Source organism: Streptomyces sp. NBC_01012 (assembly GCF_045162755.1).
Taxonomy (GTDB): Bacteria; Actinomycetota; Actinomycetes; order Streptomycetales; family Streptomycetaceae; genus Streptomyces.
Genome location: NZ_CP108688.1, coordinates 1,015,521 through 1,029,836 on the forward strand (window position 1 = coordinate 1,015,521; position 14,316 = coordinate 1,029,836).

Here is a 14,316-nt window from a genome sequence, read left to right on the forward strand (position 1 = left end):
GCTGTCCCTCTACCTTGTTGGGCGGTCACGACATGCCCAGTTCGTTGTCGATGAAGTCGAAGATCTCGTCGTCGTCGGCCGCGTCGAGGCGTTCCCCGACGGAGTCGTCGCCGGCGGCGGCGCGCGCCTTGGCCAGCAGGTCGTGCAGCCTGCCGGTCAGCTCCTCGCGGTAGCGCTCGTCGTCCAGGAGGGCGGTGAGCCGCTCCAACTCGGCGAGACCGGGCTGCTCTCCGGCGGCCGTCGGTTCGGGCACCAGCTCGGCGGCGAGGTAGCCGGCGATGGCGCGGCACGACGGGTAGTCGAAGAGCAGGGTGGCAGGCAGCCTGAGGCCGCTGGCCGTGCCCAGCCGGTTGCGCAGCTCGACCGCGGTCAGCGAGTCGAAGCCGACTTCCAGCAGGCCCCGGTCGACGTCGACGGAGCCGGCGTCGGCGAAGCCCAGCACGGTGGCCGTGTGGTCACGGACCAGGTCGAGCAGAGCCCGGTCGCGCTGGGTGTCGGTCATCCCGGAGAGGCGCTGGTCCAGGCTCGCCGCCTCGGCGGCGGCGGTGGCGCTGTCGGCGGCGCCGCGCCGTACGGTGGCGCGCACCAGGCCCCGCAGGACCGCGGGCACCTCGCCCTGTGCCTGGACCGCCTTGGTGTCCAGGCGCAGCGGCAGCAGGACCGGGTGGTCCTCGGCGAGCGCGGTGTCGAACAGCTCCAGTCCCTCGGCGGGCGGGAAGGCGATGATGCCGCCGCGCGCGATGCGCTTGAAGTCGTTCTCGTCGAGGTGGCCGCTCATGCCCGCGTCGTTGGCCCACAGGCCCCAGGCCAGCGAGGCGGCCGGCAGGCCCTGGGCGCGGCGGCGGTGGGACAGGGCGTCCAGGAAGGCGTTGGCCGCCGCGTAGTTGGCCTGTCCCATGCCGCCGAAGATGCCTGCGACGGAGGAGAAGACCACGAAGGCCGACAGGTCCAGGTCGGCGGTGAGTTCCTGGAGGTTGAGGACCGCGTCGACCTTGGGCCGCAGGACGAAGTCCAACTGCTCGTCGGTGATCGAGGCCACGATGCCGTCCTGGACCACACCGGCGGTGTGGACGACGGCGGTGACCGGGTGCTCGGACGGGACCGCGGCGAGCAGGGCGGCGAGCGCGTCGCGGTCGGCGACGTCGCAGGACGCCACCTCGACCTCGGCGCCCAGCGCGGTCAGCTCCTCGTGCAGCCGTGCGGCGTTCTGGCCCGCCATACCGCTGCGGCTGGTGAGCAGCAGTCGCTTGACGCCGTGCTCGGTGACCAGATGGCGGGAGACGTGGGCGCCGATGGCGCCGGTGCCGCCGGTCACCAGGACCGTGCCGCCGCGCTCCCACTGAGGCGCGGCGTCCGCGGCGCCGACCGGGACGCGTGCGATGCGGTAGGCGTACGCCCGTCCCTCGCGCACCGCGAGCTGCGGTTCGCCGCCGGCCACGGCGCGGGCTGCCGCGATGTCGGCGCCTGTCTGGTCGTCGTGGTCGTGGTCGACGAGGACGAACCGGTCGGGGTGCTCGGTCTGCGCGGAGCGGACCAGGCCCCAGACGGCGGCGCCGGCCAGGTCGGGCACGTCGTCGGCGGGGACCAGCGGCACCGCGCCACGGGTGCGGAACACCAGCTTCGCCCCGGCCCGGTCCGTGCCGAGCCACTCGCGGATGGCGGCCAGCGTCCGCCGGGTGGCGCGGCGCACCGCCTCGGCGTCCTGCCCGGGCTCGTGGTCACGCACCTCGAACGCGGGCACCGAGTCGGCGGTGGGCAGCGGTACTTCGGTGAACTCGGGGCGGAACAGGGTGCGGTGGGTCCGTCCGCCGCCCGTGGCGGACCGGGCGGGCGCCGCGGGCCGCAGGGCGAGGGACTCGGCCGTGGCGACCGGTGTCCCGGTGCCGTCGGCGAGGGCGACCGACATCGAGCTGTCCCCGGTGGGCGCCATCCGCAGCCGGACGGCGGCCGCGCCGCCCGCGTGCAGGGTGACGCCGCTCCAGGCGAACGGCAGCCAGGCCTGGCCGCTGCCGCTGAGCACGCCGAAGGCGAGGGAGTGCAGCACGCTGTCGAGGAGGGCCGGGTGGAGTCCGTACCGGCCGGCCTCGGAGCGCTGGGAGGCGGGCAGGGCGGCCTCGGCGAAGACCTCGTCGCCGCGGCGCCACACCGCCGTCAGCCCCTGGAAGACGGGGCCGTAGGCGAAGCCGCTGTCGGCGAACCGGTCGTACAGGCCGGTCACGTCGATCGGCTCGGCGCCCGGCGGCGGCCACTCGGTGAGCGCCTCCGCGGCGGCCGCGACGGGCGTGGCGCCCGGCGACAGCACACCGTCGGCGTGCCGGGTCCACGGCTCGTCGGCGGGGGCGTCCTGCGGCCGGGAGAACACCTCCAGGGTGCGGGTGCCGTCGGCGCTCTGCGGGCCGACGCGCATCTGCAGCACGGCGGCGCCGTCCTTGGGCAGCGCCAGCGGTGCCGCCAGGGACAGTTCGTCGACCCGGGCGCAGCCGACCTCGTCGGCCGCCCTGACCGCCAGCTCCAGGAAGGCGGTGGCCGGGAACAGTGCCTCTTCGAAGACCCCGTGGTCGGCCAGCCAGGGTGTGCTGTGCAGGGAGAGCCTGCTGGTGAAGACGTAGGTGTCGGCGTCGGCGAGTTCGACGGCGGCGCCGATCAGCGGGTGGCCGGTGGCGACCAGGCCCGCCGAGGTCACGTCTCCGCTGCCCGAGGTGTCGTCGAGCCAGTAGCGCTCGCGCTGGAACGCGTAGGTGGGCAGGTCGACGCGGTGCACGTCGCGGCCCTCGAAGACCCGCTCCCAGTCGGGGGCGGCCACCTGGGCGTGGAAGCGGCCCAGGGCGGCGGTGACCGACTCGGCCTCGTCGCGGTCGCGGTGCAGCAGCGGGATCAGCTCGGCACGGCCCTCCAGGCAGTCCTGGGCGAGCGCGGTGAGGGAGCTGTCGGGGCCGATCTCGACGAACGCGGTGACGCCGGCCCGCTCCAGGGCGCGTACGCCGTCGAGGAAGCGGACCGCGCCGCGGACGTGGCGCACCCAGTAGTCGGGGGTGCGCAGTTCGTCGGCGCCCGCGAGGTCGCCGGTGACGTTGGAGACGACGGGGATGCGCGGCGGGTGGTACGCCAGCCGGGCCGCGACCTGGCGGAACTCCTCCAGCATCCCGTCCATGTGCGGGGAGTGGAAGGCGTGGCTGACGCGCAGCCGCTTGGTCTTGCGGCCGTCGGCGGCGAGCTTGGCGGCGACCTCCAGGACGGCACCCTCGTCACCGGCGATGACGGTGGCCACCGTGCTGTTGACAGCGGCGACGGTGACCCGGTCGCCGTACTCGGCGAGGTGGGGCAGCACCGTCTCCTCGGGCGCCAGCACGGAGACCATGGCGCCGTCGGCGCGCATGGCCTGCATCAGCCGGGCGCGCTCCGCCACCAGCAGAGCGGCGTCCGGCAGGGACAGCACCCCGGCGACGTGGGCGGCCGCGAGCTCGCCGACCGAGTGGCCGATGAGGTGGTCGGGGTGCAGGCCCCAGTGCTCGGTGAGCCGGAACAGGGCCACCTCGACGGCGAACAGGGCCGGCTGGGTGTAGGCCGTACGGTCGAGCAACTCGGCGTCGGCGGAGTCGGCGGCGGCGCCGATCACCTCGTGCAGCGGCCGTTCGAGCAGCGGGTCGAGGACGGCGCACACGGCGTCGAAAGCCTCGGCGAAGACCGGGAACTCGCGGTGCAGCCGCAGCCCCATGCCCAGGCGCTGGCTGCCCTGTCCTGAGAAGAGGAACGCCACGCGCGGCTCGGCGGGCGGCACGGTGCCGGTCACCGACCGCAGGGCGGCGCGGACCGCGTCGCGGTCGCCGGCCGGCACGACGGCCCGGTGCTCCAGGTGGGCGCGGGTGGTGGCCAGGGTGTAGCCGATGTCGGCGGGCCGTACGTCCGGGTGCTCGGCCAGATGCCGGTCGAGCTGGTCGGCCTGCTCGCGCAGCGCCTGTGCGGAGCGGGCGGAGAGCACCAGCGGCACCGGCAGCGGCTCCAGCGCGCCGGAGGCCGTGGCCGGCTCGTCGTCGGGGGCCTGCTCCAGGATGGTGTGGGCGTTGGTGCCGCTGACGCCGAAGGAGGAGACGGCGGCACGGCGCGGGTGACCGGTGACCGGCCACGGGGTGTTCTCGGTGACCACCTCGACGCTGCCTGCGCTCCAGTCGATGAACGGCGAGGGCTCGTCCACGTGGAGGGTGCCGGGGACCGTGCCGTGCTCCATGGCGAGCACCATCTTGATGACGCCCGCGATGCCGGCGGCGGCCTGGGAGTGGCCGATGTTGGACTTGACCGAGCCCAGCAGCAGCGGCTGCGCGCGGTCCTGGCCGTAGGTGGCAAGCAGTGCCTGCGCCTCGATGGGGTCACCGAGCTTGGTGCCGGTGCCGTGCGCCTCGACCACGTCGAGCTCGGCGGGCGCCAGGCGGGCACTGGCCAGGGCATCGCGGATGACGCGCTGCTGCGAGGGGCCGTTGGGGGCGGTCAGGCCGTTGGAGGCGCCGTCCTGGTTGACGGCGGAGCCGCGCACCAGGGCGAGCACCGGGTGGCCGTTGCGGCGGGCGTCGGAGAGCCGCTCCAGCAGGATGAGGCCCACGCCCTCCGCCCAGGCGGTGCCGTCGGCGGCGGCCGCGAAGGGCTTGCAGCGGCCGTTCTCGGCGAGGCCGCGCTGCCGGCTGAACTCGACGAACGACGTCGGGGTGGCCATCGCGGCGGCGCCGCCGGCCAGGGCCATCGTGCACTCGCCCGAGCGCAGGGACTGCGCGGCGAGGTGGATGGCGACCAGCGAGGACGAGCACGCGGTGTCCACACTGACGGCCGGGCCCTCCAGGCCGAAGGTGTAGGAGATGCGGCCGGAGGCGACGCTGCCCGCGCTGCCGATGCCGAGGTAGCCCTCCACCTCCTCGGGGGCGTTGCGCACCCGCAGGCCGTAGTCGTGGTAGCTGGAGCCGACGAACACGCCGGCCCGGCTGCCCTTCACCGACTGCGGGTCGATTCCGGCCCGCTCGAACGCCTCCCAGGTGGTCTCCAGGAGCAGCCGCTGCTGCGGGTCGATGGTGGTCGCCTCGCGCGGGGAGATACCGAAGAAGGCGGGGTCGAAGTCGGCCAGGTCGTGCAGGAAGCCGCCTTCGCGGGCGTACGTGGTGCCGTGGTGGTCGGGGTCCGGGTCGTAGAGGGCGTCCAGGTCCCAGCCGCGGTCGGTGGGGAACGGCGTGATGGCGTCGCCGCCCTCGCTGATGAGGCGCCAGAAGTCCTCCGGGGTGCGTATCCCGCCGGGGAAGCGGCAGGCGAGCGCCACGATGGCGATGGCGTCGTCGGTGACGGCGGCGCCGGCCGCGGGCACCACGGCGGTCTCCGTACGGACTTCCGGCTCGCCCAGCTCCGCGACCAGGTGGTCGACGACGGCGGTCGGGGTCGGACAGTCGAAGACCAGGGTGACCGGGAGACGCAGGCCGGTCGCGGCGGAGAGCTTGTTGCGCAGCTCCACCGCGGTCAGCGAGTCGCAGCCGAGGTCCTTGAAGACCCGGTCGCGGCCGATCGCGTCGGCGTTCTCGTAGCCGAGTGCCTCGGCGGCGGCCGTGCGCACCAGCTCAAGGAGTGCGGCCCGGTCCAGGGCGGCCGGGCGCTCGGGCGCGGCCGCCCGCTCGGTGAGCGCGGCCACCTCCGGCAGGTCGGCGATGAGCGGGCTGGGCCGCAGTGCGGTGAAGGCCGCGACGAAGCGGTCCCACGCGAAGTCGGAGACGATCACGTGGGGTTCGCCCGAGCCGACGGCGTGCCGCAGGGCGGCGACGGCGCGCTCGGGGTCCATGGCGGGCATGCCGTCGCGGACCAGCCGGGCGGCCACCGCTTCGTCGGTCAGGCTCTTGCCCGCCCACAGCCCCCACGAGACGGAGGTGGCGGGCAGGCCGAGGTCGCGGCGGTGCAGGGCCAGGGCGTCGAGGTAGGCGTTGGCCGCGGCGTAGCTGCCCTGTCCGGTGCCGGCGACGGTGGAGGCCAGCGAGGAGAACAGGACGAACGCGGAGAGGTCCATGCCGCGGGTCAGCTCGTGCAGCACGAGTGCGGCGTCGGCCTTGGGCCGGGCCACGCCGGCCGCGCGCTCGGCGGTGATGGAGTCGACCACGCCGTCGTCGAGGACACCCGCCGCGTGCACGACGGCGGTCAGCGGGGTCTCGGCCGGGATGCCGGCCAACAGCTCCGCGACGGCGTCCCGGTCGGCCATGTCGCAGGCGGCGACGGTGACGCGGGCGCCCAGGGCGCGGAGTTCGGCGGTGAGCGCGTCGGCGCCGGGGGTGGCCGCGCCGCGCCGTCCGGTCAGCAGCAGGTGCTCGGCACCGGCCGTGGCCAGCCAGCGGGCCACGTGTCCGCCGAGGGCGCCGAGACCGCCGGTGACCAGGACGGTGCCGCCGGGCTGCCAGGGACGCGCGGCGAAGCCGGAACCGCGGGCGTGGGCGAGGCGGCGGCCGTGGACGCCGGAGGGGCGGATCGCCACCTGGTCCTCGCCGGACTCGCCGGTGAGGACCGCCAGCAGGCGCTGCGCGGCCCGGTCGTCGAAGTCGGCGGGCAGGTCGACCAGTCCGGCCCAGCGTCCCGGGTACTCCACTCCGGCCACGCCGCCCAGGCCCCAGAGGGTGGCCTGCGCGGGTCCGGCCAGCGGGTCGGCGGGGCCGATGGAGACGGCGCCGCTGGTGGCGGCCCACAGCGGGGCGTCGATACCCGCGTCGCCCAAAGCCCCGATGAGGGTCACGGTCAGCGGCAGCCCGGCGGGCAGCACCGTACCGTCCGACCAGGGCCGGTCGGCAAGGCCGAGCAGGGAGAGCACACCGGCGGGCGTGTGTCCCTCGGCCGCCGCGCGCAGGCGTGCCGCGCCGGTGGCGCGGTCGTCGGCCGTCTCCCACGGCACCACGAGGGTGGTGAGGCCCTGGCGGCGCAGGGCGTCGAGGTGTCCGTCGACGTCTGTGCCCTCGGGGGTGACGACGAGCCACTCCCCGGTGGCCGGGCGGGCCGGCAGGTCGTGCACGACGCGCCAGTCGACGCGGTACTGCCAGGCGTCGCCGTCCTCGGACGCGGGCGGGGCAGCCGGTTCGAGCGGGAGCGGCACGAGCCAGTAGTGCTGCCGCTGGAACGGGTAGGTGGGCAGGTCGACCCGCCGGCCGCCGCGGTGCACGGCGGTCCAGTCGACCGTGCCGCCGCGGGCGTGCAGTTCGCCCAGCGAGGTCAGGAAACGGTCCAGGCCTCCGGACTCGCGGTGCAGGGTGCCGACGACGGCTCCGCCGTCGGCGGCCTCCAGTGCCTGCTGCACCCAGATCGCCAGCACCGGGTTGGGGCTGACCTCGACGAAGGTGTCGTAACCGGCGGCGATGAGCTGGTTGACGGCCTGGTCGAACTCGACGGTCTGGCGCAGGTTGCGGTACCAGTACGCGGTGTCCAGGGCGGAGCCGTCCAGCCAGGCGCTGTCGGCGCTCGACCAGAACGCGACCGTGGTGGAGCGCGGGGTCACCCCGTCCAGCAGGCGCATGAGTTCGTCGTGGATGCGCTCCACCTGGGCGGAGTGGGCGGCGAAGTCGGCGCCGGGAATGGGCCAGCGCATGACGCCCTCCTGCGACAGGGCGGCGCCCAGCTCCTCGAGCGCCTCGGGGTCGCCGGAGACCGTGACGGAGGTGGGGCCGTTGACCGCGGCCACGCCGATCCGGCCGTCCCAGGCGGCGACGCGCTCGCGCAGCGGCTCGGCGGCCATCGCGACGAACATCATGGCGCCCTGTCCGGCGAGCGCGGTCAGGGCCTTGCTGCGCAGCGCGACGATCATCGCCGCGTCCTCCAGGGAGAGCGCGCCCGCCACGCAGGCGGCGGCGATCTCGCCCTGGCTGTGGCCGACCACGGCGTCGGGCTCGACGCCGCAGGAGCGCCAGAGCGCGGCCAGCGAGACCATCACGGAGAACAGCACCGGCTGGATGCGGTCGACCTGCTCGTACTCGCCGCTGCGCAGCACCTCAGTCAGTGACCAGTCGATGTGCGGGGCCAGGGCGCGCTCGCACTCGGCGAAGCGCTCGGCGAAGACCGGGGCGCTGTCCAGCAGCTCCAGGGCCATACCGGTCCACTGGGTGCCCTGGCCGGGGAAGACGAACACGGTGCGGCGGCCGGCGTCGGCGGTGTGCACGGGTGCCTGGCCGTCGCGCAGCGCCCGCAGCCCGGCGGTCAGGTGCTCCCGGTCGGTGCCGACGACGACGGCGCGGCGCTCGAAGGCGGTCCTGGTGGCCGCCAGCGAGTGGGCCACGTCGAGGGGGTCGGCGGCGAGCCGGTCGAGCAGGGCGTGCGCCTGATCGCGCACGGCCTGCTCGGTGCGGCCCGACAGCGTCCAGGCCACGGCGGCGGGGGCGGCGGCGCCGTCGAGGGCGTCGTCCGCCGTCTCCTCGACCGGGTCGACCTGCTCGATGATGACGTGCGCGTTGGTGCCGCTCATGCCGAACGAGGACACGCCGGCCCGTCGCGGTCCCTCCCAGGGCCGCGCCTCGGTCAGCAGCTCGATGTTGCCCTCGGACCAGTCGATGAACGGCGAGGGCACGTCCGCGTGCAGCGTGCGGGGCAGTACGCCGTGCTCCATGGCCTGGAGCATCTTGATGATGCCGCCGACACCGGAGGCGGCCTGGGTGTGGCCGACGTTCGACTTCAGCGATCCCAGCCGCAGCGGTGCGGTGCGGTCCTGGCCGTAGGTGGCAAGGAGGGCCTGCGCCTCGATGGGGTCACCCAGCTTGGTGCCGGTGCCGTGCGCCTCGACCACCCGCACGTCGGCGGGCCGCAGGCCGGAGTTGGCGAGGGCCTGCTGGATGACGCGCTGCTGCGAGAGCCCGTTCGGCGCGGTCAGGCCGTTGGAGGCGCCGTCCTGGTTGACGGCCGAGCCGCGCACGGTGGCCAGTACGGGGTGTCCGTTGCGCCGGGCGTCGGAGAGCCGCTCCAGTACGAGCATGCCGACGCCCTCGGCTATGCCGAATCCGTCGGCTTCGGCGCCGAAGGGCTTGCAGCGGCCGTCGGCCGCCAGACCGCGCTGTCGGCTGAAGCCGGTGAAGGACAGCGTGGAGCCGAGGACGGTGGCACCGGCGGCCAGCGCGAGCGAGCACTCGCCGGACCGCAGGGCCTGCGCCGCGAGGTGCACGGCGACGAGCGAGGACGAACAGGCGGTGTCGATGGTCAGCGCCGGCCCTTCCAGGCCGAGCGAGTACGAGATGCGGCCGGAGAGCACGCTGCTGGAGATGCCGGCGATGAGGTGGCCCTCGGCCTCCTCGGGCACCCGCTCGCCGTCACCGCCGTAGCCCTGGTAACTGGCGCCGACGAAGACGCCGGTCTGGGTGCCGCGCAGCGAGGTCGGGGCGATACCGCCCCGCTCCAGGGCCTCCCAGGACGTCTCCAGAAGCAGCCGCTGCTGCGGGTCCATGGCCAGCGCCTCGCGCGGGCTGATGCCGAAGAACTCCGGGTCGAACAGGCCGGCGTCGTAGACGAAGCCGCCCGCCCGGGAGTAGGTGGTGCCGGGCCGGTCGGGGTCGGTGTCGTAGACCTCGCCCAGGTCCCAGCCGCGGTCGCCGGGCAGCTCGGATATGGCGTCGCGCCCGTCGGCGAGCAGTTGCCACAGGTCCTCGGGGCTGCGGACGCCGCCCGGGTAGCGGCAGCTCGCGGCGACGATGACGACAGGGTCGTCCTCCGTGGGCACGGTGACCGCGACGGGGGCGGCCGGTGCTGCCCCGGTGCCGAGGAGTTCGTCGCGCAGGTGGTCGGCGAGCGCGGTGGCCGAGGAGTAGTCGAAGACGACGGTGACCGGCAGCCTGAGGCCCGTCGCGGCGTTCAGCCGGCCACGCAGGTCGACGGCGGTCAGCGAGTCGAAGCCCAGCTCGCGGAAGGCGCGGCCCGGCTCGATCTCGGTGGCGGACTCGTGGCCGAGGACGGCCGCCGCCTGGGCGCGCACCAGCTCGGCCAGCAGTTCACGCTGCTCGGCGGCGGGCAGCGCGCGCAGCCGGTCCAGCAGGGGCGAGCCCGTCTCGTCCTGCGCGGCGTCGTCCGTGTCCTGGCCGACGAGCGCGGCGCGGACGTCGGGCAGCTCCGAGATGAGCGCGCTGGGCCGGGTCGAGGTGAACACCGGGGCGAAGCGGTCCCAGTCGACGGCGGCCACCACGATGACCGTCTCGTCCCGGTCGAGGACCTGCTGGAAGCCCTCGATGGCGAGCGCGGGACGCATGAAGGGGATGCCGCGTCCGCGCAGCTGCCGCTCGGCGAGGTTGGCGGCCATGCCCTTGCCGTCCTGCGGAGCCCAGATACCCCAGACCACGGAGGTGGCGCCGAGCCCACGGGCGCGCCGGTTCTCGGCGAGGCCGTCGAGGTAGGCGTTGGCGGCGGCGTAGGCGCCGTGGTCGGCGCTGCCCCAGACCGCGGAGATGGACGAGAACAGGACGAACGCGTCCACCTCGCCGATCAGTTCGTCCAGGTGGGCGGCGCCGAGCACCTTGGCGTGCAGGGTGTCGCCGAACTCGGCGAGGTCGGTGTCGGGCAGCGGGACGAGGCTGCCCGCGCCCGCGGTGTGCATCACGGAGCGGATCTGTTCGCCCCGCGCCTCCAGATCGGCGACGAGGGCGGCCAGCTGCTCGCGGTCGGTCACGTCACAGGCGGCGGTGGTGACGCGGGCGCCCAGGGACTCCAGTTCGGCGGTGAGTTCCGCGGCGCCGGGGGCGTCGCCGCCCCGGCGGCTGAGGAGCACCAGGTGCTCGGCCCCGTTGCCGGCCAGCCAGACGGCGATCTGTCCGCCGACGGCACCGGTGCCGCCGGTGATGAGGACGGTGCCGCGGGGCCGCCAGGGCTCGGGGGCGGGGCCGTCGGGCAGCGGGGCGCGTTCGAGCCTGCGCCCGTACGCGGTGCCGGGGCGCAGTGCGATCTGGTCCTCGTCGCCGTCGCCGGCCAGCGCGGCCGTCAGGGCGGCGGGGTCGAAGCCGGCGGCCAGGTCGAGGAGTCCGCCCCAGCGGCGCGGGTACTCCAGTGCGGCGACGCGGCCCAGGCCCCACACCAGGTTCTGGGCGACGGCGGTCACCGGGTCGTCGTCACCGGTGGAGACCGCGCCACTGGTCAGGCACCACAGGGGGGCGTCGACGCCGGCGTCCTCCAGCGCCTGCACGAGGGCGAGGGTGAGGGCCGTGCCGACCGGTACGACGGAGTGGTCCGGGTGCGGCCGCTCGTCGAGGCCGACCAGCGAGACGACCCGGTCCAGGGGACGCGGTACGTCGGCAAGGCGCCGCGCGAGCGTCCGCCGGTCGCTGGCGGCGGCGGTCAGCTCCGTGCGCGTCACGGTGGCGCCCGCGGCCTCCAGGGCCCGGCAGACCTCGTCCACGAGGGGATGGCCGGTCTCCGGTACGAGCGCCAGGACGTGGCCGGACAGCTCGGTGGAGCCGGCGCCGGGTAGCGCCTTCCAGGTGACGCGGTAGCGCCAGGAGTCGACCGTGGTGCGGGTGTCGTGGCGGTTGCGCCAGTCGGACAGGGCGGGCAGCACCTCGCTGAGCGGGGTCTGCGGGTCGACGCCGAGCAGCTCGCTCAGGCCGCCGTCCTCGACCGTCTGCCAGAAGCGGTTCTGCTCCGCCTCGGCCATGCCGACGCTGTCCTCCAGCCAGTACCACTTGCGCTGGAAGGGGTACGTCGGCAGATCACGGTAGGCAGCAGTGCCTCCGAGGAACGGGGTGAAGTTCACCGCCACACCACGGACGAACAACTCGCCCACGGAGAGCAGGAACCGGCGCAGACCGCCCTCGTCCCGCCGCAGCGTCCCCGACACCACGGCGTCGTCGCCGACGGTCGCGGTGATACCCATCGTCAGCACGGGGTGCGCGCTGATCTCTACGAAGGTACCGAAGCCCGCCGCGTCCAGTCCCTGTACGGCGGCCTCGAACTCCACGGTCTGGCGCAGGTTGCGATACCAGTACGCGGCATCAAGACCCGTACCATCCGCCCACGCCACATCCACCGTGGAGAAGAACGGCACCGTCACCTCACGCGGCGACACCTCTGCCAGGACACGGAGGATCTCGTCGCGGATCTCCTCCACCTGCACCGAGTGCGACGAATAGTCCACCGGCACCCGCTTCGCCCGCTCGACCTGGCCCAGGATCTGCTCAAGACCCGCCGGGTCACCCGAGACCACCACGGAGGACGGACCGTTCACCGCCGCCACGGACACACCCTCCGGCAGCAGCGACCGCACCTCACCCACCGGCAGCGGCACCGACACCATCCCGCCACCACCCGCCAATCGTGTGATGGCCTTGCTGCGCAGGGCGACGACCCGCGCGCCGTCCTCCAGCGAGAGGGCGCCCGCGACCACCGCAGCAGCGATCTCACCCTGCGAATGACCCACCACCGCGTCCGGACGCACTCCCGCGGACTCCCACAGCGCCGCGAGCGACACCATCACCGCCCACAGCACCGGCTGCACCACATCCACCCGGTCATAGGCACCGGACCGGACCACATCCGTCAACGACCAGTCCACCAACGGTGTCAGCGCACGCTCACACTCCTCGAACCGCGCCGCGAACACCGGCGACGACTCCAGAAGTTCCACCGCCATACCAGCCCACTGCGAACCCTGACCCGGAAAGACGAACACCGTCTTACCCGTGCCGGACGCGACACCGGAGACGACACCGGCCAGCGGCTCACCTTCCGCCAGCGCCTTCAGAGCCGCCGCGAACTCCTCGGCCGACTCCCCCACCACCACCGCGCGATGCTCGAACACCGAACGGCCCGCCAACGCGGCACCCACCGCGGCACGGTCCTCGTCCACCAACGGCACCAGACCGGCCGCCTGCCCACGCAGCGCCTCCGCCGAACGGCCCGACAACACCCACGGCACCACAGCGGGAGCCACAGGCACGACCGCCTGCTCCCCGGCCACCGGCTCCTCGGCCGGAGCCTCCTCCAGGATGGTGTGGACGTTGGTTCCGCTGACGCCGAAGGCGGAGACACCGGCGCGGCGCGGGCCGTCCTCGTCACTCCACTCCCGGGCCTCGGTCAGCAGCTCGACCTGGCCCGCGGTCCAGTCGACGGCCCGGCTCGGGGTGTCGACGTGCAGCGTCTTCGGCAGCGTGCCGTTGCGCATGGCCATCACCATCTTGATGACGCCGCCGACGCCGGCCGCCGCCGAGGAGTGACCGATGTTGGACTTCAGCGAGCCAAGCCACAGCGGCCGCTCGCGGTGGCGGCCGTAGGCGGCGAGCAGGGCCTGCGCCTCGATGGGGTCGCCCAGCTTGGTGCCGGTGCCGTGGGCCTCCACCGCGTCGATGTCGCCCGGGGAGAGCTGCGCGTTGTCGAGCGCCTCCTTGATGACGCGCTGCTGCGAGGGGCCGTTGGGCGCGGACAGACCGTTGGAGGCACCGTCCTGGTTGATCGCGCTGCCGCGGATCACGCCGAGGACCTGGTGGCCGTTGCGCTGCGCGTCGGAGAGGCGCTCCAGGACCAGGACGCCGGCACCCTCGGACCAGCCGGTGCCGTCGGCCGCGTCGGCGAACGCCTTGCAGCGGCCGTCGGAGGACAGGCCGCGCTGGCGGCTGAAGGCGATGTACGCGTCCAGGGTGGCCATCACGGTGATGCCGCCGGCCAGCGCCATGGTGGTCTCGCCGGCGCGCAGCGCCTGGACGGCCAGGTGGATGGCGACCAGCGAGGAGGAGCAGGCGGTGTTGACGCTGACCGCCGGGCCTTCGAGGCCGAGTACGTAGGAGACGCGACCCGAGACCACGCTGTCGGCGGTGCCGGTGTCCAGCAGGCCCTGGAGTTCGGGGACGTCCTTCGAACGGTCGCCGTAGCCGTTGTCGATGGCGCCGATGTACACGCCGGTCTTGGTGCCGCGCAGCGCGTGCGGGTCGAGCCCGGCGCGTTCGACGGCGGTCCAGGCGGTCTCCAGGAGCAGCCGCTGCTGCGGGTCCATGGAGAGGGCCTCGCGCGGCGAGATACCGAAGAAGCCCGCGTCGAAGAGGCCGGCCTCGTGCAGGAAACCGCCGTTGCGGGTGTAGGAGGTGCCCGACCGCTCCGGGTCGGGGTCGTAGCGGCCCTCCAGGTCCCAGCCGCGGTTGACCGGCCACTCGGTGATGGCATCGGTGCCGTCGGCCACCAGCCGCCACAGGTCCTCGGGGGACTCGACGCCGCCGGGGTAGCGGCAATCCATCCCGACGATGGCGATCGGCTCGTGCGGGGCCTGGCGGGCCTCACGCAGCGCGGCCTTGGTCTGACCGAGCTCCGCCGTGGCACGCCTGAGGTAGTCCAGAAGCTTCTTGTCGTCCGTCATGGTGTAGCTGGTCT

1 protein-coding gene is annotated in these 14,316 nt (G+C 74.3%); it reads right to left on the reverse strand.

Going from position 1 to position 14,316, the window contains the following annotated elements; genetic code table 11:
- Window positions 1-25 precede the first annotated feature (25 nt).
- Complete coding sequence (locus OG623_RS04415) at window positions 26-14,302, reverse strand: type I polyketide synthase (RefSeq protein WP_406144448.1); 14,277 nt, start codon at window positions 14,300-14,302, stop codon at window positions 26-28.
- Window positions 14,303-14,316: the final 14 nt, after the last annotated feature.

Bases quoted from the DNA above. Each gene is read 5' to 3' on its own strand.
- OG623_RS04415 (WP_406144448.1), bottom strand. From the start codon at position 14,302: ATGACGGACGACAAGAAGCTTCTGGACTACCTCAGGCGTGCCACGGCG.